We start from the raw sequence: 20,086 nt of genomic DNA, 5'->3' as shown, positions 1-20,086 counted from the left end.
GACAGCTTCCATCCGCTGCATCGACGCATTCGCGCAGCCTGGCGAAGCCGGACTGCGATATTCCCGGGCTTGCGGGCGACATGGCCGGCGTCCATCACCGCCCCGGCAGGAACAAAGCCCAGCGCCTCTCGTTAGCGATCCATCCTCGCAATGAAAGACAGAACCGATGGACACCGTTCCTGCAAGCCGTCTACCCACCTGTCCCCTCTCCGTTACGATCAACGGCACGCCCTATACGCTGGATGTCCATCCCTGGACGACACTCCTCGACCTCCTGCGCAGCGACCTCGAACTGACCGGTACCAAGAAGGGATGCGACCATGGCCAGTGCGGCGCCTGCACCGTCGTCATCGACGGGCAGCGCATGAATGCCTGCCTCAAGCTTGCCGTCACCCTTTCCGGGGCTGCGATCACCACCGTGGAAGGTCTTGGCACGCCGGAAAGGATGCATCCGGTGCAGAAGGCATTCGTCGAGCATGATGCCTTCCAGTGCGGCTACTGCACGCCGGGCCAGATCTGTTCCACCATCGGGCTCCTGAATGAAGGCCATGCCCACACGCGCGACGACATCCGCGAATTGATGAGCGGCAATCTCTGTCGGTGCGGCGCCTATACCAACATCGCCGACGCCATCGAGGATGTGCTTTCGAGCCGGGCTTCCTGGCGGGAGGCGGCGGAATGAAACCCTTTGCCTATACCCGCGCCGAAACCGTCGCGGATGCCGTGGCCGCGCTTGCCGCCAGCCCGCAGGCGCAGTTCCTGGCCGGCGGCACCAACCTTGTCGACCTCATGAAATACGACGTGGCGCACCCGGACGCGATCGTCGATATCAATTCCCTTCCCCTGAAGGAGATCGAGGCGCTTGCCGATGGCGGCCTGCGCATCGGCGCGCTGGCGAGCAATTCCGCCGTCGCCTACGATGCCCGGATCGAGGCGCGCTTTCCCCTGCTTGCAAGCGCCATCCTCGCCGGCGCCTCGCCGCAGTTGCGCAACGCCGCGACGACCGGCGGCAACCTGCTGCAGCGGACCCGCTGCCCCTATTTCTACGACCCGTCCACCCCCTGCAACAAGCGCGAGCCGGGCAGCGACTGCGCGGCCATCGGCGGCCTTACCCGCATGCACGCCATCCTCGGGGCCAGCGACAAATGCATTGCCGTGCATCCCTCCGACATGTGCGTGGCGCTCGCGGCGCTGGACGCCACGGTGGAAGTGGTAGGGCCCGACAGCGCACGGGACATCGCCTTTACCGATTTCCATCGGTTGCCGGGGGATGAGCCGCACCGCGACAATATTCTTGAGCGCGGCGAACTCGTCACGGGCATCCGTCTGGAGGCCAACCATTTTGCCGGTCACTACTCCTATCTGAAGCTGCGCGATCGCCTGTCCTATGCCTTCGCGCTGGTATCGGTCGCCGCTGCGATGGAAATCGCCGACCGACGCATCATCGACCTGCGCGTCGCGCTCGGCGGCGTGGCGCACAAGCCCTGGCGCGATCCGCTCGCCGAGGCGGAATTTGCAGGCGCGCCGGCGGCGGACGAGACATTCCGGCAGGTGGCCGACCGCCTGCTCCTCGATGCCCGGGGCCAGGGCGGCAACGACTTCAAGATTCCCCTCGCCCGACGGGCGATCGTCCGCGCCTTGCGGCAGGCGGCCAGCGGCATGCCGCAGAGCCAGACGACCAAGGCAATCCAATAGGAGGCAAGAATGCTCGACCGTTCCAGAATCGTCGGCCTGCCGATCTCCCGCATCGATGGACCGCTCAAGGTGACCGGGCAGGCCAGATATGCGGCGGAGCATTTCGAGCCCGGAATGCTCTTCGGCCACGCGGCGCTCGCCACCGTTGCCACCGGCCGCATCATCGCGCTCGACGTGCGCGCGGCGGAGCGCGTGCCGGGCGTGGTCAAGATCTATACCCACGAGAACCGGCCGAAAACCGCCTATCGGGACAGCAAGTGGAAGGATGCCGTGGCGCTGCCCGGCCATCCGTTCCGCCCGCTGGAGAACGACCGCGTGCTGTTCGACGGCCAGCCTGTCGCCTTCGTGGTCGCAGAGACGCCGGAGGCCGCGCGTGACGCCGCCGCCCTGATCCACGCGCACTACGCGGCCGAAAGGCCGCACACGGACATCCTCGCCGAACGGCACGACAGCTACGAGCCGCCGGTCGCCCGCATGAAGCAGCTCCTGCCTCCGCCCCCGCGCGGCGACGCCGAGGCCGCCTTTGCCGCGGCACCGCACAAGGTCTCCGCCGATTATCTGCTCTCGGGCGAGCATCACAACCCGATGGAGCTGTTCGCGGCCACCGTGCGCTTCGAGGATGACGGCGTGCTGACGATCCACGACAAGACGCAGGGCTCGCAGAACAGCCGCGACTATGTCTGCGGCGTATTCGGCCTCGACCCCGACAAGGTGATCGTGAAGAACGACTTCGTCGGCGGCGCCTTCGGCCAGGCGCTGCGGCCGAAGCATCACCTCTTCCTGGCCGTGATGGCGAGCCTCGACCTCAGCCGGTCGATGAAGGTGGAGATGACCCGGCGGGAAATGTTCTACCTCTCCTGGCGCCCTTCCTGCGTGCAGACCGTCTCGCTGGCGGCGGATGCGGATGGCCGTCTAAAGGCCGTCCTGCACCATGCCGTGCATGCCACCTCCCGCCATGAAGACTATCAGGAGAACGTCGCGAACTGGTCCGGCCTCGCCTACAAATGCGATAATGTGAAAATCTCCTACGAACTCGTCAAGCTCGACCTCGCAACGCCCGGCGACATGCGCGCACCGGGCGCGGCGAGCGGCATCGCCGCGCTCGAAACGGCCATGGACGAGCTTGCCCATGAGGTCGGCATCGATCCGCTGGAACTGAGGGTGCGCAATTTCGTCCACCGCGACCAGAACCAGGACAAGGCCATCACCTCCAAGGCGTTGCATGCCTGCTACCGCGAGGGCGCGGCGCGTTTCGGCTGGTCGGAGCGCTCGCCGGAGCCGCGCTCCATGCGCGAGGGCAACGACCTCGTCGGCTGGGGCATGGCGGGCGGCATCTGGGAAGCCATGATGTCGAAAGGCGAAGCGAAGGTCCGCCTGTCGACCGACGGCAAGGTCAGGGTCAGCGCGGCGGCCTCCGACATCGGAACCGGGACCTACACGATCCTCGGCCAGATCGCGGCGGAAACGTTCGATTGCCCGATCGATGCGGTGACCGTCGACATCGGGAGCTCCGATCTTCCGAAGACCGGTGTCGAAGGCGGATCCTGGACGGCGGCGACCACCGGCTCGGCCGTGCAGGCGGCGGCGAAAGCCGTCGTGAAGACGCTTCTTCGCCATGCCGGGTCGATGGAGAATTCGCCGCTCGCCGAGGCGAGCGAAGAGCAGGTCGAAATCGCCGACGGACGCCTCGTCCTCGAAAGCAACCACCAGGCCGGCATCGCCCTTGCCGACATCATGGCGGCGGCCGGCCCCGACACGATCGAGGAACACGCCAAGGTCGGCCCCGATATGCTGTCCATGATGCGCTATGCCGCCTACAGCCATTCGGCGGTCTTCGTCGAGGTAAAGGTGGACGAGGAGCTGGGCGTCGTGCGCGTGACGCGCGTGGTCAGCGCCATCGCCGCCGGCCGCATCCTCAATCCCAAGACGGCCCGCAGCCAGATTCTCGGGGGCGTGGTGATGGGCATCGGCATGGCTCTCCACGAGGAGGGCATGATCGATCACCGCACCGGCCGCATCATGAACCATAACCTGGCCGAATATCATGTGCCCGCCCATGCGGATATCCACGACATCGACGTGATCTTCGTCGAGGAGGACGACGACAAGGCAAGCCCGATCGGCGTGAAGGGCCTTGGCGAGATCGGCATCGTCGGCGTTGCCGCCGCCGTGTCGAACGCGATCTTCCACGCGACCGGCAAGCGCATCCGCGATCTGCCGATCACGATCGACAAGATCCTGGAAAGCGAGATCGTTCAATGACCGACCGCCTCGCCGTCACGCCGCTTCGCTACCATCCCGATATCGAGCATGTCGAACCGGACGAGCCACAAACCGCGCGCGAGCTCGCGGAGACGATGCTGTCCATCGCCGAGAAGACCTATGCCGACAGCGGCCATGCGATCCGCTGCGTGCATGCAAAGAGCCACGGCCTGCTCGCCGCGCGCCTCGAAATCCTCCCCGACCTTCCGCTGGAACTGGCTCAAGGCATTTTTGCCGCGCCTCGGACCCATGACGCCGTCGTCCGGCTCTCGACGACGCCGGGCGATCTGTTGCACGATAGCGTTTCCACGCCCCGCGGCATGGCCTTGAAGGTGCTTGACGTCGATGGCGCACGATTGCCCGGTTCGGACGGCTCCGCGAGCCAGGACTTCGTGATGGTGAACGGGAAAGCCTTCAATTCGCCGAGCGGAAAGGCGTTCCTGCGCAGCCTGAAGATGCTGGCCTTGACGACCGACCGCCTCGAAGGCGCCAAGGAGCTGCTTTCCAAGGTCTTCAAGGGGCTTGAATCCGTCGTCGAGGCGGTCGGCGGTGAAAGCGCGACGCTCAAGTCGCTCGGCGGCAATCCGCCGACCCACATCCTCGGCGAAAGCTTCTTCTCCCAATTGCCGCTACGCCACGGCGACTACATCGCCAAACTCGCCATCGTTCCCGCTTCCGACAATCTCCGGGCGCTGGCCGGAACGCGGCTCGATACCGGCGACGATCCCGATGTCGTCCGGCACGCGGTCGAGTGTTTCTTTATCGAGGAAACGGCCGTCTGGCACCTTCAGGCCCAATTGTGCACCGGCCTCGACGACATGCCGGTCGAAAGCGTCGAAGCCTGGGACGAGACGATGAGCCCTTTCGTCACGGTCGCCCGGCTCGTTGCAGGGCCTCAAGCGGCCTGGAACGAAGACCGTTCGGTCGCCGTGGATGACGGCATGCGCTTCAGTCCCTGGAACGGCATCGCGGCGCATCGGCCGCTCGGCTCGATCATGCGTCTTCGCAAGCTGTCCTATGAGAAATCCGCAGCCTTTCGCTCGCAACGCAATGCAACGCCCGTGAGCGAGCCCGTTTCCTGTCCATTCGCGCACGCAGGAAGCGCCGCGATCCGGAACACCGGATCCTAGGCGCCTTCCACACGAAGGATGCCCCTATTGCTGCGTCCATGGCAGGCCGGTTTTCGGCTTGTCCCCGGGGAGCTGCCGCTCGGCCACGAAGATCGACCAGGCCGACATGAAGAGCGCGGCGACCATCGGCCCGACGACGAATCCGTTGATGCCGATCAGCGCGATACCGCCGAGCGTCGAGATCAGCACGACATAGTCCGGCAGCTTGGTTTCCTGGCCCACCAGGGGCGGACGCAGCAGGTTGTCCACGAGCCCGATCACGAAGACCCCGACGAGGGTCAGGACGACGGCCTGCCACCACATGCCGAGGAGCGCGAGATAGACAGCAGCGGGAATCCAGATCAGCGCGGCGCCGACGGCCGGCAGGAGAGACAGGAGGCTCATGGCGACACCCCAGAGCAGTGCCGGCTGGAGATCGAGGGCCCAGAAGGCGATGCCGCCGATCAGGCCTTGAACCACGGCGATGATCACATTGCCGCGAACGGTCGCACGCACGGTCGAGGTGAACTTCGCGGCAAACTGCCGGGTATGATCGTCGCTGAGCGGTACGGCGCGCAAGATCATCCGCGACAGAACCCGGCCATCGCGGAAAAGAAAGAACAGCAGGTACAGCATGATGCCGAACGAAAGAAAGAAGGCCAGCGTGCTCTGGCCAAGGCTCAACGCGCGCCCCGCAAAGAAGCTGCCGCCTCCCAGCACGGCCGATGCCAGGCCCTCCGGCAGTTGGCCGAGCCCTCCCACGCTGACGGATTCGATGTGCTCCCTGACGAAGAGCGGCAGGGCGTCCTCCAGCTTCTTCAACAGCCCGGGAAGATCGATGTCTCCGCTCTCCACGCGCTGGTAGATCTGGCTTGCCTGCGCGACCAGCGATGTCAGCACGACAAGGCCCGGAACGATGACGAGGCAAAGACACGCCATCACGGAAGCGAGGGCCGCAAAGTTCCTGTGATTGCCGAGGCCGCGTTCGATTCGAGCGTGGACGGGAAAGAAGATGATCGCGAAGATGACGGCCCAAAGAACGGCAGAGTAGAACGGCGTCACAACGGCGAAAAACGCGATGGTGACCAAGGTCAATATTACGATGAAGCCAACCCGGTATATGAACATTGCTTTTCCCTGCGCGGACGTGATGGTCGACCGTTCGTCTTACGCCCGCCGCCGTGACGCCTTGTCTGCGACTGTTGCATGAGGGGTCGGTTCCGGGTCTCTTCCTGACCTGCGAAAATAGCCGCGGCCGTCATCACGGCAAGGTCACGGCCAGTCAATTCTTTGTTTTGGAACCATTCAAAACCTCCCGCGGTTCAGGCCAATGGATGCGGGAGGAGCGATTTGGCGACGCGGCGACAGTTCATTCATTCGATCATGCTTGCAAGCGCAGCGATTGCCGCGCCTGCTTTCGGACGGACCATATCGGGAATTCCATGGGTTCCCGGGCTGGCGGATCGGCCTGCCGTACCGGACCCCGCCCGGACGTTCTTCACCGCCGCCGAGCGTGCCTGCGTGCGCGCCATCAGCGCGCGCCTGATCCCGTCGAACGACACCGGCCCGGGCGCCGACGAGGCCGACGTCGTCACCTTCATCGACCGGCAGCTTGCCGGCTTTTATGGCCGCGGCGAACGCTGGTACATGAAGGGGCCTTTCTCCGCCGGCACGGACGAGCAGGGATACCAATCCGAAAGCCCGCCGGCCGGGCTTTACCGCAAGGCGCTCGCCGCACTCGACGCGCACTGTCGCGGGAGCCATGACGGAAAGGCGTTCGACGAGCTCGACGCCGGGGTGCAGGACGACATCCTCGCCGCGATGGAGGACGGCGAGCTCGAATTCGAGGGCGTCGCGGCGCCGGCCTTCTTCGCGCTTGTTCTCGAAAACACCATCGAGGGCTTCTTCAGCGATCCGATCTATGGCGGCAACCGGGACATGGCAGGCTGGCGGCTCGTCGGCTTTCCCGGCGCGCGCTACGACTACCGCGACTATCTCGACCATGACGGCAAGCGCCTCGACATCCCTCCCGTCGGTCTTGCCGGACGACCGGAGTGGAAAACCCCATAAGAGGAGGGCAGAGGAATGGCGAGAAAATTGCCGCCGGTGGATGTGGTGCTCGTCGGCTTCGGCTGGACCGGCGCGATCATGGCGCAGGAACTGACGGAAGCGGGCCTCGAAGTGCTGGCGCTCGAGCGCGGCGGCTGGCGCGACACGCCGACCCACTTTCCGCCGACGCTCGCCCCCGACGAATTGCGCTTCTACTGGCGGCACGAGATGTTCCAGGACACGGCCCGCGAAACACTCACCTTCCGCAACAACGCCAGCCAGACGGCGCTGCCGATGCGTCGCTGGGGATCGTTCCTGCCGGGCAGCGGCGTCGGCGGAAGCGGCGTGCACTGGAATGGCCAGACCTTCCGCTTCCTGCCGTCGGATTTCATTGCCGCCAGCCACAATGCCGACCGCTACGGCCCGTTGCCGGACGGCATGACCGTGCAGGATTACGGCGTCACCTATGACGAACTGGAACCCCATTTCGACCGCTTCGAGAAGCTCTGCGGAATCGGCGGCAAGGCGGGCAACCTGCGCGGCGCGCTGCAGGCGGGCGGCAATCCCTTCGAGGGCCGGCGCAGCGACGAATATCCCAATCCGCCCATGGAGATGACATTCGCCCAGAAGCAGTTCGGCGCCGCGGCGGCGGAACTCGGCCTGAAGCCCTTTCCCGCGCCGTCCGCGAACATGAGCCGCCCCTATACCAATCCGCTCGGCGTCCAGCTCGCACCATGCACCTATTGCGGCTTCTGCGAGAAATACGGCTGCGGCAACTATTCCAAGGCCATTCCGCAGACGACGATCCTGCCCGTGCTGATGGGAAAGCCGAACTTCACGCTGAAGACGCACAACGAGGTGCTGGAGATCCGGCGCGACAGCAGCGGTCGGCGCGCCACGGGCGTCACGCATGTCGACGTGCATGGCGAGGTCTTCGAGCAGCCGGCCGGGATCGTCATCCTGTGCGCATACCCCTTGCAGAACGCCCGCCTGATGATGCTCTCCGGCATCGGCAGGACCTACGACCCGCGCAGCGGCGAGGGCCTTGTCGGCAAGAACTACTGCTATCAGGTGGTCTCCTCCGTCGACGTCTTCTACGAGGAAAGGTACACCAACCAGTTCGTCGGGGCCGGCGCGCTCGGCATGGTGATCGACGAGTACAACGGCGACAATTTCGACCATGCCGGGCTCGGCTTCATCGGCGGCGGCTATCTCGCCTGCTGGACGACCAATGCGCGGCCGATCGAGACGCACCGCACCCCGGAGGGGACGCCGGAATGGGGCGCGGGCTGGAAGAAGGCCGTCAAGGAGAACTTCCTGAAGTCGACCAGCGTCTCGACCCATGGCGCGTCCATGGCCTATGCGCAGAACCACCTGGACCTCGACCCGACCTATACCGACGTCTACGGCCGGCCGCTGCTGCGCATGACGTACGATTTCACGCCGAACGACCGGGCGATGACGGCCTACCTCACCGACCGCGCCCGGGAGATCGCGGCGCGCATGGGCGGCAGGGAGATCAAGGTCAACGCCCGGGAGGGCGCCTACGATTCCATGCCCTACCAGACGACGCACAATACGGGCGGCACGATCATGGGCAGCACGCCGCAAAACAGCGTCGTCAACCGCTACCTGCAGAGCTGGGACGTGCCGAACCTCTTCGTCATGGGCGCGGGCGTCTTTCCCCAGAATGCCGGCTACAACCCGACCGGCACCGTCGCGGCGCTGACCTACTGGGCGGCGGAGGCGATCAGGTCCCGTTACCTTCGCGATCCCGGCCCGATGGTGCAGGCATGAGGAAGAGCGCGCCCCTCCTCATCGCCGGCTCGGCCCTTCTCGGCTCCGCACAGGCCGGCCAGGCCAACGATTTTTCCCAGCTCGAGCGCGGGCGCTACCTGACGCAGGCCGGCAATTGCCAGGGATGCCATACCCCGCCGGGCGAGGAGCCCTTCGCCGGCAGCCGTGCGCTGGAAACGCCCTTCGGCTTGATCTATACCCCCAACATCACCTTCGACACCGAAACCGGCCTCGGACGCTGGACCAAGGACGACTTCTGGCGGGCGATGCACGAGGGCAAGGCGAAGGACGGCTCGCAGCTCTACCCCGCCTTTCCCTATCCGCATTTCACGAAGATGCCGCGCGAGGATGTGGACGCGATCTACGATTATCTCGCGACGCTCGATCCCGTGCGCAAGAAGAAGCCGGAGAACGAGCTGCCCTTCCCGCTGAGCTGGCGCACCACCGTCAAGGGCTGGAACATGACCTTCTTCGAGCCCGGCGTCTTCCGGCCCGACCCCGCAAAATCCCAGGAGTGGAACCGGGGCGCATATCTCGTCGAGGGGCCGGGACACTGTTCGGGCTGCCACACGGAGAAGAACCTGCTCGGCGCGGACAAGAAGAGCAGGCACCTTGCCGGCGGCAAGCTGGAGAACTGGGCCGCGCCGGATATCCGCGGCGGCCGGCATGGCGGGCTGGAGGCATGGTCGAAGGCGGCGATCGTCGAATTCCTGCAAACCGGGCGAAACGCCCACAGCGCCGCCTTCTCGATCATGTCCGAGGTCATCTCCTACTCAACGCAGCACATGACCGAGACGGACCTAGCGGCGATCGCCACCTATCTCAAGGATCTCGACGGCGAGGAACGCGCGGCGCCGGCAACACCCGACGATGCGGTGATGAAGGCGGGCGCGGCGATCTATTTCGACAATTGCAGCGCCTGCCACGTCTCTGACGGCAGCGGCGTTCCGCGCTTCTTCCCGCCCCTTTCGGGCTCGGGCAATGTAAACAATCCGGATGCCACGACCGTCATCCGCGTGATCCTCGAAGGCGCGCGCGCGGTGCCCACGAAGAGGCATCCTTCTCCGCTGACCATGCCCGCCTTCGGCTGGAAGCTCGACGACGATGGAATAGCGGCCGTCGCGACCTATGTCAGGTCGAGTTGGGGTAATTCCGGCGGCGCGGTGGAGGCGGACGAGGTCCGCGACCTGAGGAGCCTGCTCGCCGGCGGTCCGCCCTGACCGGAGTCCTGAATGGAGACGGCGATGGCGCAGACCCTCTACGACATCTATTGCGGCCCCGCGCCCGATGCAGCGAGCCTGCCATGGCGCTGGAACCTCGATCCGGTCCTGCTCGCGGCGCTGGCCGCCCTGGCTTTCGCCCTCCTGCGAGAGAGGGATGGGCGCACCTTCGCCGCGCTCGGACTGTTCGTCCTCGTCGTCGCCTTCGTCTCGCCGCTCTGCGCGCTGACCTCGGCGCTGTTTTCCGCGCGGGCGCTGCATCACGTCCTGCTCGTCGCCGTCGCCGCGCCGTTCCTTGCGCTGGCGCTCGGCCGTCGGGACTGGCGCGCACCGCAATTCGCCTTCGCCGTCCATACGCTGCTGTTCTGGCTCTGGCACTCGCCGTCGGCCTACGCCTTCGCGCTGTCCTCCCATGCCGCCTACTGGCTGATGCAGCTTTCCCTGCTCGGCTCGGCGATCTGGCTCTGGGGGGTGGCGCTCAGCCCGCGCACGCCGCTCGGCAATGCCTGCGCCCTCCTGTTCGGCACCATGGTCCAGATGGGCATGCTCGCCGCGCTCCTCACCTTCGCGCGCGAACCGCTCTACGACGCGCATCTGGCGACGACCGCCGCCTTCGGCCTGACGCCGCTGGAGGACCAGCAGCTTGCCGGCGTGCTGATGTGGGTTCCGGCGGCCGGGCCCTACCTGCTGGCGGTGCTGTGGCGTCTCCACGCCACCCTCGCGGAGCGCGGCCTTGATCGGCGGGTCCCATGATCGCGCTCGCCAAGTTCGTGCACATCGCGGCGATCGCGATCTGGGCGGCCGGCGTGGTCAGCCTGCCGGGGCTCTACGTGCAGAGGACGCATGTGGAAGACCGGGACGCGCTGCTGCGCCTGCAGCGACTCGTCCGCTTCGCCTATGTCGCCATCATCTCGCCCGCCGCCTTCCTTGCCGTCATGACGGGGACGGCGCTGATCTTCCTGCGCCACACCTTCGAGCCGTGGTTCTCGGTCAAGCTCGCCTTCGTCGGCGTCCTTGCCGTCTTCCACGTCCTCACCGGGCTCGTCGTCATCCGGCTCTTTCGCGAGGGAGAGGTCTATCCGGTCTGGCGCTTCGTCATGGCGACGGTATTGAGCGCCGGGGTGGTGGTCACGATCTTCTTCGTCGTCCTCGCCAAGCCGGCGATCGACCTTGCCTTCCTCGACGTCCTTTCCGAGCCGGGCGGCCTCGGGCGCCTCTATGGCGAATTCAATCCCTGGACGAAACCATGAGGCCGACGCCGTGATCGAAGATCAGCTTGCCGCCGTGCCAACCGGCAATCCCCGTCAGGACGGCGGAAAGGCCCGACAGGAACAATCCCTGCGGCAGGACGTCGAGCAGGTTCGTCGCGCGCAGGCCCCAGTTCGCGCCCATCACGGCGATGAGGGTCATGGCGGCGATGGCATGCGCCCAACTGGCGACGCGCGCACGGATGCCCGGCACCAGCAGCAGCTCGGCTGTCCCGACCGCCCCGGCGGCCATGCCGAGGAAGAACGCGCCGCCGGACGACCACAGCCCGACGCGCAGCCAGAACGCATCGCCCGTCCACCAGTAGAGCAGGTCCACGCCGAGCGTGGCGAAGACGAAGGCGATGGGGAAGTGCACGCTCATGGCATGCAGCGGGTGGCCGCTGATGGCGACCAGCGAGCTCGCGTCCTTCTCCTCCACCTTCTGGATGACCGGATTTCCCCGGTCCTGCGTTTCTTCCATGCCCGTACTCCCTTCCGCCCGATAACCATGCGGCAGGCCATCGGGTTCCGCGCCTTGTCCGCCTTTTCCGCGCCCCTTGCGCTTGCCGGCTGCACCGGCGATCTCTCCGCGCTCGACCCCGCCGGCCCCTTCGCCGCCGCGATCGCCGACCTCTGGTGGCTGATGCTGGCGGGCGCCGCCGTGATCTTCCTTGTCGTTCTCGGCCTTTTCCTCCTCGTCCTCTTCCGGCCCGGACCGGGACGGCGGGTTTCGCCCTCGCGCTGGATATGGATCGGCGGCGTCGCCTTTCCACTCGTCACCCTGGTTGCGCTCATCGGCCACGGCCTGATGCGCGGCGAATACATCCTTACCGGCCGGGCGGGCGATCCTGTCGAAGTGGAGGCCCATGGCAGCATGTGGCGCTGGGACTTCCGCTATGCCGGCGGCACGCGCAGCAGCGAGGGCGTTCTCCACATTCCGGCCGGCAGGACAATCGTGGTGACGGCGACCAGCGACGACGTGATCCACAGCTTCTGGGCCCCGCGCCTCGGCGGCAAGATCGACGCGATCCCCGGCCATGCCACAAAGGTGCGCATCCTTGCAGACCGCCCCGGCGTCTATGGCGGCATCTGTTCGGAATATTGCGGCACGGGTCACGAGGGCATGTTCTTCGAGGTCCACGCCCATTCGCCTGAGGAATATGAAACGGTCCTTGCCGGCCTGGAACAGGAGGGCGTGCGATGACGCCGGCACCGCGCCCCGCGGCGCTTCGCCTCCACCGGGAGCTGACGGCCATCTGGGGCACGCCGCCGGGATGGGGCCGCCTCCAGGCGGTCAACCACACGGTCATCGGCAAGCGCTTCATGCTGACGGCGCTCGTCTTCTTCGCCATCGGCGGCGTGATGGCCATGCTGATCCGCACGCAGCTCGCCACGACGAAAAGCGCCTTCCTCGACGCCGCCGCCTATGCGCAGGTCTTCACCATGCACGGCGTGGTGATGATGTTCCTCTTCGCCATCCCCTTCTTCGAGGGGCTGGCCATGTATCTGCTGCCGAAGATGCTGGGCAGCCGCGACCTCGCCTTCCCCCGCATGTCCGCCTACGGCTACTGGTGCTACCTCTTCGGCGGATCCTTCCTGGTCGGGGCGCTTCTGGCCGGCGTGGCGCCGGATGGCGGCTGGTTCATGTACACCCCGCTTTCCTCATCCACCTACATGCCGGGCGTCAATGCCGACGTCTGGCTGCTCGGCATCACCTTCGTCGAGATCTCGGCGCTTTCCGCCGCCGTGGAAATCCTCGTCTCGATCCTCAAGCTGCGGGCGCCCGGCATGTCGCTGACGCGCATGCCCATCTTCGCCTGGTACATGCTGATCGTCGCCGGCATGATGCTGATCGGCTTTCCGCCGCTCATCCTCGGCTCCATCCTGCTGGAGGCCGAGCGCGCCTTCGGCCTGCCGTTCTTCGACCCCGGCCGCGGCGGCGATCCGCTGCTCTGGCAGCATCTCTTCTGGCTGTTCGGCCATCCCGAGGTCTATATCATCTTCCTGCCGGCCGCCGGCGCGCTCTCGACGATCATCCCGACGCTCGCCCGCCGGCCGCTCGAAGGCTACGAGGTCGTCGTGGCGGCGGTCATCGCGCTCGCCTTCCTCTCCTTCGGGCTATGGGTCCACCACATGTACACGGTGGGCATTCCCCACGTCGCCCTCTCCTTCTTCTCCGCGGCGAGCGGGCTGGCGGCGGTGCCGACCGGCGTGCAGATCTTCGCGTGGCTGGCGACGCTCGCCCATGGCCGGCCGCGCATGTCGGTGCCCATGCTGCACGTCTTCGGCTTCCTGTTCGTCTTCGTGCTCGGCGGGCTGACGGGCGTGATGCTCGCCATGGTGCCGTTCGACTGGCAGGCGCACGACACCCATTTCGTCGTCGCACATCTGCATTACGTGCTGGTCGGCGGCTTCGTCTTCCCGATGATGGCGGCGGCCTATTACTGGCTGCCGCATATCTTCGGCCGGCAATCCGTGCAGCATCTCTCGCATGCCGCCTTCTGGATGATCTTCATCGGCTTCAACCTGACCTTCTTTTCCATGCACCTGACGGGGCTGCGCGGCATGCCGCGGCGCATCTCCACCTATCCGCCGGAGGCGGGCTGGGAGGTGCTGAATTTCGTCTCCTCCATGGGCGGCTTCATCATGACGACGGGCTTCGCGCTCGTGGCGCTCGATTTCCTGCTGCTCGCCGTCTTCGGCAAGCCCTTCCGGCGCAATCCCTGGCAAGCGGGCACCCTGGAATGGGCGATGCCCACCCCGCCGCCCGCCTATGCCTTCGCCTCGCTGCCCGAGGTCGCCGAACGGGCCGACCGGTTGGACCCCGACACGCTCGGCCCGGCGCTCGCGGCCGGGAACGGCTTTCTCGGCGCCGCCCGCAACGGCTGGATGGAGGTTCTCGGCGTGGACATGGTGACGGGGAAGCCCGAGCAGGTCGTCGTCCTGCCGAAACGGACGTATCTTCCGCTCCTGACCGCGCTTGCGACCGGCAGCGTCTTCGCCCTTCTCCTCCTGAAGCTCTACTGGCTCACCCTGCCGGCCATCCTCATCGTCACCGCGCTGTTCCTGCTATGGACCCGCGACTGCGGCCCGACGTCCGATCTCGCCGACCTGCCCGTCGGCCGCGGCCCGGACCTGCCGCACCATTACCAGACAGAGAGACCGCCATCCTACTGGGCGATGGTCTTCACGCTCGCCGCCGACGCCACGCTCTATGCTTCGCTGCTCTTCGGCGCGCTCTTCCTGTGGCTGTCGGCCCCGAACTGGCCGCCCGGCCTCGACATCCCCCTCGATGCCTTCACTTGCCTGGCGGTCGTCGCGGCCTTGATCGTCGCGGCTTTCTTCGGCAGCAGGCGCCTTTCCGACAATGACAGGACGGCGCGGAACCTGTGCATCGCCGCACTGGCCCATGGCGCGGCACTGGTCATTCTCCTCGCCTTCCTTGCCGCCATCCACGGCGAGGCGACACGGCATGCCGCCGTGGCCAGCATCTTCGCCGTGAAGAGCTATGCCGCCTTTCACGTTGCCGTCGGCCTCGTCCTGTCGCTGTTCGGCGTCTGGCGCATCAGACGCGGCAATGTCTCTCGCCTGAGGGATCTCGACCTGCGCCTGGGGCGGCTCTGGCACCTGTTCACCCTGGTCACGGGCGTGATCGCCATGGCGTTCCCGTTCGTCCTCAAACTCCTGATCGGTGGAGCGGGCGCATGAGCGGAAATCCCCTCCTCGGTCTCTTCGCAGTCTGGATCGGCTGGGCCGCCGGCTTCCTGCTGCTGTATGCGCTTCAGGCAACCGGCTGCCGCGCGGGCTGGGACGACCGGATGGTAGGGCCGATCTCGACGCTCCGCCTGGCATTGATCATGACGGCCGTGGCCATCGTCACCGTTCTCCTCGCCCTCTCGTGGAAGGCGAGACGGAACGGGCCGACATCACCGCTTGCGAGGATCGGCGCCATGGCAAATGGCGCGGCGATCCTTGCCACGCTGTGTTTCGCCGGTGTCCTGTGGCTCAGCATGTGCGCATAGCCGGAAGGACAACGGTGTGCGAACGGGACCCATGCATTCACCGGAAATCCTCGGCGATCATTTTCGCGCCCTTCAGCGCGATGAGGGCCGTCGGCGTGTTGGTGTTGCCTGACGTGATCGTCGGCATGATCGAGGCGTCGATGACCCGCAGGCCGTCCAGTCCGCGCAGCCGCAGCCGCTCGTCCACGACGGCCATCGGATCATCCGCCGCGCCCATCTTCGCCGTGCCGACGGGGTGGAAGATCGTCGTCCCGATATCGCCGGCGGCCTTCGCCAGGCTCTCGTCGTCGTCACCCACCGAAGGGCCCGGCAGATATTCCACCGGCTGCAAGCGCGCCAGCGCCGGCTGCGCCATCAGGCGGCGCGTCACGCGAATGGCGTCGGCCGCGACCGTGCGGTCCTCCTCCGTCGAAAGATAGTTCGGCGCGATCCGCGGCAGGTCCTGCGGTGCCGCGCCGGTGATGCGCACGCTTCCGCGGGATGTCGGCCTGAGATTGCAGGCGCTGACCGTGATCGCCGGGAAGCGGTGCAACGGATCGCCGAACTTGTCGAGCGAGAGCGGCTGCACATGGAACTGGATGTTCGCCCGCGCATGGTCCGCACTGGAGCGGGTGAAGATGCCGAGCTGGGAGGGCGCCATGGTCAGCGGTCCGCGCCGGGCGAAGGCATATTGCAGCCCCATCCAGCCGCGTCCGAAAAGGGAATGGTACATTTCGTTGAGCGTGCGGACATTGGCGACCTTGTAGATCGCGCGCTGCTGGAGATGGTCCTGCAGGTTCTCGCCGACGCCGGGCGCGTGAAGCACCGGCCGGATGCCCAGGCCCGCCAGGAAATCGCCGTTGCCGATGCCGGACCGCTGCAGGACCTGGACCGAGCCGATCGAGCCGGAGCAGAGAACCACCGTCGCGCGGGCGTGCGCGACGCATGTCCGGCCGCCCTTCGTGTATTCGACCCCGCAAACGCGCGTGCCCGCCACATGCAGCCGGTTCACGAGAACCTGCGTCTCGAGTTTCACATTGTCGCGCGACAGGGCGGGCTTCAGGAAGCCGCGGGCGGAGGACCAGCGCCGGCCGCGCTTCTGGTTGACGTGGAAATAGCCGGCGCCTTCGTTGTTTCCGGTATTGAAGTCCGCCGTCGGGGCGATGCCCATCTGGCCGGCCGCTTCGCGCACCGCGTCGAGCACCGGCCAGGCAAGGCGCGGGGCCTCGATCCGCCATCCGCCGCCGGCACCGTGCGTGTCGCTCGCCCCGAGGAAATGATCCTCCAGCTCGCGAAACAGCGGCAGCACGTCACCCCACCCCCATCCGGCGAGCCCGAGCGAGCGCCAGTGGTCGTAGTCCGCGGCCTGGCCGCGCATGGAGATCATGGCGTTGATGGCGGAGGACCCGCCGATCACCTTGCCGCGCGGATAGGCCAGCGACCTGCCGTTGAGGCCGGGTTCGCTTTCGGTGCGGAACATCCAGTCGGAACGCGGATTGCCGATGGCGAAGAGATAGCCGACGGGAATGTGGAACCAGATCCAGTCGTCCATGCCGCCGGCTTCCAGCACGAGCACGCGCCGCGTCCGGTCGCGCGACAATTGCTCGGCGACGACACAACCGGCCGTTCCCGCACCGACGACGATATAGTCGAATTCCATTGCTTCGGTATCGTTCATGGCTTCCCCCCCGGACATGCGTCCATCTTCCGCGTTGCCGGCCGGCATGCAATGGGGATAAATGCACATCCCGTGTGCGAAAAAGGGTGCAGAATGGATTGGGATGACCTGCGGCTGTTCCTGGCGATCGCGCGGCAGGGGACGATAACCGATGCCGCGCGCACGCTGGGCTACGACCATTCCACCCTGTCTCGGCGGCTCTCGCAGCTTGAAGCCGCGATCGGTGTCGAGCTTTTCCACCGGGCGGGCCGCAGGCTGCGCATCACCGATGCCGGCTCCAGGCTGCAACGAACGGCGGAGAAGATGGAGACCGCGCTGATCAGGGATATGGCCGAGATCGACGCGGCCCGGGCTGTCCGCGGCGGATCGGTGACCGTCGGCGTGCCGGAAGGACTCGGGATCGGCTACCTCGCCGGGCGCGTCGGGGAGATCGTCGCAGCCTATCCGGAGATTTCCATCGAGCTCATCGCGCTGCCGCGCAACTTCTCGCTGGCCGACCGCGAAGCCGACATCGCCATCACCCTCGACCGGCCGACCGCCGGCGACCTGACCTTCCGCAAGCTGACGGATTACACGCTGCAATTCTACGGCAGCCCGGCCTATTTCACCGTCAATGCGGTGCCGCGCTCGGCGCAGGACCTGCAGGACCACCGGCTCTGCGGATATATCGACCAGCTGCTGCATACCGACGAGCTCGACTACATGCGGGCGCTCGGAAGGAACCTGCGCGCGCAGTTGAAGAGCAGCAGCATCGCCGCGCAGCTTCAGACCGTGCTCAGCGGTGCGGCGCTCGGCGTGCTGCCCAGGTTCATGGCGCATGCCTATCCCGATCTCGTGCCGATCCTGCCGGATACGACGCTGACCCGGTCCTACTGGATCTCGTTTCACAACGACCTGAAGCGCGTCGAGCGCCTGCGGCTGGTCGTTGCTGCCATGACAGGGGCAGTCGCGCGCGATCAGGCGATCTTTCGCTGACGGGCTCCAAATCGGGGGGGCCGGCAATCATCCCGCGCGCGCAACGATCCTTCTTGCCCTTGCGATGACGGGCGCATCGATCATCAAGCCGTCCAGCGCGAAAACCGGCCCGCCAGCGGACGCCTCCAGGCAGGAGAGTACCTTGCGCGCCCATGCGGCTTCGCTTTCATCCGGAGCAAGCGCCTCGCGGATGACCGGTATCTGCGCGGGGTGAATGGCCGCCACGGCGTTCATGCCCAAATGGCGGGCGCGCTCGATCTGCCGGCGATAAAGCTCCAGGTCCCGGAAATTGGCGATGGAACCTGGAAACCCGATGGCGAGCAGGCCACGGCCGGCCGCGGCCATGGCCAGCCTCGCCGCGGGCCATTCGAGCACGCCCCGGTCGGGATGGACGCCCAGCGCGGCGGAAAGGTCCTCCGATCCGAGCATGAGACCGGCAAGGCCCGGCGTGTCGGCCAGAAGCGCCGTGCCCTCCACGCCGCGCGGCGTCTCCACGAGCGCGATGATGCCGATGTCCCCGCCCGCCAGCTCGACGGCGTTTTCGATCTGCCGCCGGCCTTCGCATTTCGGCAGGATCAGCGCTTGGGCCGTTGCTGGGTCGACTGCCTGGATATCGGCCGCCATCATGCCGAGAGGCGAATTGACCCTCACGGCGCAATCGATGCCGGCCTCGGCCAGCCTCGCCTGAAAGCGCGCGAGATCCTGCCGCGCCTTCTGCTTGCCGTCGGGCGCAATCGCGTCCTCGAGATCCAGTATAACCGCATCGGGCCTGTGGCGGATGGCGCTCTCGAGGTGCCGATCGGCCCCGACCGGCACGAAGAGCAGGCATTGCCAATCGAGCATTGCAGTCACGCGCGGCCTCTCCGGCTGTGGAATTCCGCCCTCAGCGCGGCAGAATGCTCGCCGAGCGCCGGCACGCGCCCTCCCCCGAAAGATGCATCCGAAAAGCGCGCTCCCCGTCCCATCATCTCGACGGGGCCGCTTGGCGTCTGCACCTCGACATGCCAGGCTTGCGGATGGGCGGCGAGGTCGCCGGTCGTCGAAAGCCGGCCGCAGGCAATACCCGCTTCACTCAGAAGCGCGACCGCCTCCTCGCGGTCGTACCTCTTCATGACCTTTGCAATCATCGCCTCGATCTCGGCCATGTGCGCGACCCGCGCCACGTTGCGTGCATAGCGGGCATCGGTCGCGAGCGACGCATCACCGAGCACCTTCTGCGCGAAGGCCGCCCATTCGCGGTCGTTCTGCACGCTCAGCAGTATCTCGCGCCCGTCCTTGCAGCGGAAGGCGCCGTAGGGGGCTATGGTCGGATGCCGCATGCCGAGGCGGGGCGGGGCCTTCTCGCCGTAGCGCGTCTGCAGGTAGGGCACGTTCATCCAGTCGGCCATCGTGTGGAAGAGAGAAATCTCGACGGCGCGGCCTCGTCCCGTTTTCTGGCGGGCGATCAGCGATTGCAGCATGGCGGCATAGGCGGTCTCCCCGGCGGCGATATCGCACACCGAAATGCCGACACGGGCGCTACCATCCGGCGTACCGGTAACCGACATCAGGCCGCTTTCGCCTTGGATCAGCATGTCGTAGGCCTTCTGGTCCCGGTAGGGGCCATTTTCGCCATAGCCCGAGATCGAGACATAGATGAGCCGCGGATGCGCCGCGGTCATCGCGTCGGCGCCCACGCCCAGGCGGGCCGCGGCCCCGGGCGCGAGATTCTGCACGAAGATGTCGGCCTCCGCGACCATGCGCTTGAGAAGCGCAAGGTCCTCGGGCTGGCGCAGATCGAGACAGATGGATTCCTTGCCGCGATTGATCCAGACGAAATAGGCGCTTTCGCCGTGCACCAGATGATCGTAGCCGCGGGCGAAATCGCCCTCCGGCCTTTCCACCTTGATCACCCGCGCCCCGGCATCGGCAAGCCGGGATGTGGCAAGCGGAGCGGCCACGGCCTGCTCCAAGGAAACCACGAGGATCCCGTCAAGATCTCGCATTCAGCTCTCCTCTCCCCTTCGGTGAAAAGCTTAGCGAGGCTCGTCGAGGCCCGGTAATAGATGTTTCC

At 66.4% G+C, this 20,086-nt stretch carries 18 protein-coding genes; 13 read left to right on the top strand and 5 right to left on the bottom strand.

Annotation, left to right across the window (positions count from 1 at the left end; translation table 11 throughout):
* Nucleotides 1-166: 166 nt before the first annotated feature.
* From L0976_RS07605 to L0976_RS07590, 4 genes are read left to right on the top strand one after another with little or no spacing between them, the layout of a single operon-like run.
* The gene (locus L0976_RS07605; RefSeq protein ID WP_234186790.1) at nt 167-682 is read left to right on the top strand and encodes a (2Fe-2S)-binding protein; all 516 of its coding nucleotides are present in this window, start codon (nt 167-169) and stop codon (nt 680-682) included.
* Nucleotides 679-1,695, top strand: a complete 1,017-nt coding sequence (locus tag L0976_RS07600) for a xanthine dehydrogenase family protein subunit M (RefSeq protein WP_234186789.1) — start codon at nt 679-681, stop codon at nt 1,693-1,695. Before L0976_RS07605 ends, L0976_RS07600 begins: the two co-directional genes overlap by 4 nt.
* A 9-nt stretch (nt 1,696-1,704) precedes the next feature.
* Complete coding sequence (locus L0976_RS07595; protein WP_234186788.1) at nt 1,705-3,957, top strand: xanthine dehydrogenase family protein molybdopterin-binding subunit; 2,253 nt, start codon at nt 1,705-1,707, stop codon at nt 3,955-3,957.
* Nucleotides 3,954-5,087, top strand: a complete 1,134-nt coding sequence (locus L0976_RS07590) for a catalase family protein (protein WP_234186787.1) — start codon at nt 3,954-3,956, stop codon at nt 5,085-5,087. The genes L0976_RS07595 and L0976_RS07590 overlap by 4 nt, the downstream gene beginning before the upstream one ends.
* 24 nt (nt 5,088-5,111) lie before the next feature.
* Here L0976_RS07590 and L0976_RS07585 read toward each other — a convergent pair whose 3' ends face one another.
* The gene (locus L0976_RS07585; RefSeq protein WP_234186786.1) at nt 5,112-6,194 is read right to left on the bottom strand and encodes an AI-2E family transporter; all 1,083 of its coding nucleotides are present in this window, start codon (nt 6,192-6,194) and stop codon (nt 5,112-5,114) included.
* A gap of 222 nt (nt 6,195-6,416) precedes the next feature.
* On the opposite strand from L0976_RS07585, the gene L0976_RS07580 reads away from it, so the two are divergent.
* Genes L0976_RS07580 through L0976_RS07560 form a run of 5 tightly spaced genes read left to right on the top strand, consistent with a single transcriptional unit; the run spans nt 6,417 to nt 11,382 of the window.
* A complete protein-coding gene (locus tag L0976_RS07580; protein WP_234186785.1) occupies nt 6,417-7,136 on the top strand; it encodes a gluconate 2-dehydrogenase subunit 3 family protein in 720 nt (239 codons plus the stop codon).
* 15 nt (nt 7,137-7,151) lie between these two features.
* The gene (locus L0976_RS07575) at nt 7,152-8,912 is read left to right on the top strand and encodes a GMC family oxidoreductase (RefSeq protein WP_234186784.1); all 1,761 of its coding nucleotides are present in this window, start codon (nt 7,152-7,154) and stop codon (nt 8,910-8,912) included.
* Complete coding sequence (locus tag L0976_RS07570; protein ID WP_234186783.1) at nt 8,909-10,132, top strand: cytochrome c; 1,224 nt, start codon at nt 8,909-8,911, stop codon at nt 10,130-10,132. The genes L0976_RS07575 and L0976_RS07570 overlap by 4 nt, the downstream gene beginning before the upstream one ends.
* A 12-nt stretch (nt 10,133-10,144) precedes the next feature.
* Nucleotides 10,145-10,885 (top strand): cytochrome c oxidase assembly protein, encoded by a 741-nt coding sequence (locus L0976_RS07565; RefSeq protein ID WP_234186782.1) that lies wholly within the window; start codon nt 10,145-10,147, stop codon nt 10,883-10,885.
* Entirely contained in the window at nt 10,882-11,382 is a 501-nt protein-coding gene (locus L0976_RS07560) for a CopD family protein (RefSeq protein ID WP_234186781.1), read from the top strand. The genes L0976_RS07565 and L0976_RS07560 overlap by 4 nt, the downstream gene beginning before the upstream one ends.
* Here the strand turns inward: L0976_RS07560 and L0976_RS07555 are convergent.
* Complete coding sequence (locus L0976_RS07555; protein ID WP_203317032.1) at nt 11,360-11,860, bottom strand: DUF2231 domain-containing protein; 501 nt, start codon at nt 11,858-11,860, stop codon at nt 11,360-11,362. The genes L0976_RS07560 and L0976_RS07555 overlap by 23 nt on opposite strands.
* Nucleotides 11,861-11,914: 54 nt before the next feature.
* On the opposite strand from L0976_RS07555, the gene coxB reads away from it, so the two are divergent.
* The 3 genes from coxB to L0976_RS07540 are packed head-to-tail and all read left to right on the top strand — an operon-like array spanning nt 11,915 to nt 15,401.
* The gene (coxB, locus tag L0976_RS07550) at nt 11,915-12,583 is read left to right on the top strand and encodes a cytochrome c oxidase subunit II (RefSeq protein ID WP_234186780.1); all 669 of its coding nucleotides are present in this window, start codon (nt 11,915-11,917) and stop codon (nt 12,581-12,583) included.
* A complete protein-coding gene (gene ctaD, locus L0976_RS07545; protein ID WP_234186779.1) occupies nt 12,580-15,087 on the top strand; it encodes a cytochrome c oxidase subunit I in 2,508 nt (835 codons plus the stop codon). The genes coxB and ctaD overlap by 4 nt, the downstream gene beginning before the upstream one ends.
* Nucleotides 15,084-15,401, top strand: a complete 318-nt coding sequence (locus L0976_RS07540) for a hypothetical protein (RefSeq protein ID WP_234186778.1) — start codon at nt 15,084-15,086, stop codon at nt 15,399-15,401. The genes ctaD and L0976_RS07540 overlap by 4 nt, the downstream gene beginning before the upstream one ends.
* Nucleotides 15,402-15,438: 37 nt before the next feature.
* On the opposite strand, the gene L0976_RS07535 is transcribed toward L0976_RS07540, so the two are convergent.
* Nucleotides 15,439-17,058 carry a GMC family oxidoreductase gene (locus tag L0976_RS07535; RefSeq protein WP_234186777.1) on the bottom strand — a complete coding sequence of 540 codons (1,620 nt, stop codon included), beginning with the start codon at nt 17,056-17,058 and terminating at the stop codon, nt 15,439-15,441.
* Nucleotides 17,059-17,151: 93 nt separating this feature from the next.
* Between L0976_RS07535 and L0976_RS07530 the strand changes: the two genes are divergently transcribed.
* Nucleotides 17,152-18,033 carry a LysR family transcriptional regulator gene (locus L0976_RS07530; RefSeq protein WP_234186776.1) on the top strand — a complete coding sequence of 294 codons (882 nt, stop codon included), beginning with the start codon at nt 17,152-17,154 and terminating at the stop codon, nt 18,031-18,033.
* 27 nt (nt 18,034-18,060) lie between these two features.
* On the opposite strand, the gene L0976_RS07525 is transcribed toward L0976_RS07530, so the two are convergent.
* Nucleotides 18,061-18,876: a CoA ester lyase gene (locus L0976_RS07525; protein WP_234187061.1), complete on the bottom strand. Its 816-nt coding sequence runs from the start codon at nt 18,874-18,876 to the stop codon at nt 18,061-18,063.
* 5 nt (nt 18,877-18,881) lie between these two features.
* Nucleotides 18,882-20,018 carry a CaiB/BaiF CoA-transferase family protein gene (locus tag L0976_RS07520; RefSeq protein WP_234186775.1) on the bottom strand — a complete coding sequence of 379 codons (1,137 nt, stop codon included), beginning with the start codon at nt 20,016-20,018 and terminating at the stop codon, nt 18,882-18,884.
* Nucleotides 20,019-20,086: the final 68 nt, after the last annotated feature.

Origin of the sequence: Shinella sp. NM-101 (genome assembly GCF_021401195.1) — a bacterium.
Classification (GTDB): Bacteria; Pseudomonadota; Alphaproteobacteria; order Rhizobiales; family Rhizobiaceae; genus Shinella.
Note: the sequence above shows the minus strand (reverse complement) of the source record. Positions and strands in the feature narration are given on the sequence as shown.

Coding starts and splice junctions, on each gene's coding strand:
- L0976_RS07570 (WP_234186783.1), top strand. CDS start 8,909: ATGAGGAAGAGCGCGCCCCTCCTCATCGCCGGCTCGGCCCTTCTCGGC.
- L0976_RS07525 (WP_234187061.1), bottom strand. CDS start 18,876: ATGCTCGATTGGCAATGCCTGCTCTTCGTGCCGGTCGGGGCCGATCGG.
- L0976_RS07595 (WP_234186788.1), top strand. CDS start 1,705: ATGCTCGACCGTTCCAGAATCGTCGGCCTGCCGATCTCCCGCATCGAT.
- L0976_RS07555 (WP_203317032.1), bottom strand. CDS start 11,860: ATGGAAGAAACGCAGGACCGGGGAAATCCGGTCATCCAGAAGGTGGAG.
- L0976_RS07590 (WP_234186787.1), top strand. CDS start 3,954: ATGACCGACCGCCTCGCCGTCACGCCGCTTCGCTACCATCCCGATATC.
- L0976_RS07530 (WP_234186776.1), top strand. CDS start 17,152: ATGGATTGGGATGACCTGCGGCTGTTCCTGGCGATCGCGCGGCAGGGG.
- L0976_RS07540 (WP_234186778.1), top strand. CDS start 15,084: ATGAGCGGAAATCCCCTCCTCGGTCTCTTCGCAGTCTGGATCGGCTGG.
- ctaD (WP_234186779.1), top strand. CDS start 12,580: ATGACGCCGGCACCGCGCCCCGCGGCGCTTCGCCTCCACCGGGAGCTG.
- L0976_RS07560 (WP_234186781.1), top strand. CDS start 10,882: ATGATCGCGCTCGCCAAGTTCGTGCACATCGCGGCGATCGCGATCTGG.
- L0976_RS07535 (WP_234186777.1), bottom strand. CDS start 17,058: ATGAACGATACCGAAGCAATGGAATTCGACTATATCGTCGTCGGTGCG.
- L0976_RS07600 (WP_234186789.1), top strand. CDS start 679: ATGAAACCCTTTGCCTATACCCGCGCCGAAACCGTCGCGGATGCCGTG.
- L0976_RS07605 (WP_234186790.1), top strand. CDS start 167: ATGGACACCGTTCCTGCAAGCCGTCTACCCACCTGTCCCCTCTCCGTT.
- L0976_RS07520 (WP_234186775.1), bottom strand. CDS start 20,018: ATGCGAGATCTTGACGGGATCCTCGTGGTTTCCTTGGAGCAGGCCGTG.
- L0976_RS07565 (WP_234186782.1), top strand. CDS start 10,145: ATGGAGACGGCGATGGCGCAGACCCTCTACGACATCTATTGCGGCCCC.
- L0976_RS07585 (WP_234186786.1), bottom strand. CDS start 6,194: ATGTTCATATACCGGGTTGGCTTCATCGTAATATTGACCTTGGTCACC.
- L0976_RS07575 (WP_234186784.1), top strand. CDS start 7,152: ATGGCGAGAAAATTGCCGCCGGTGGATGTGGTGCTCGTCGGCTTCGGC.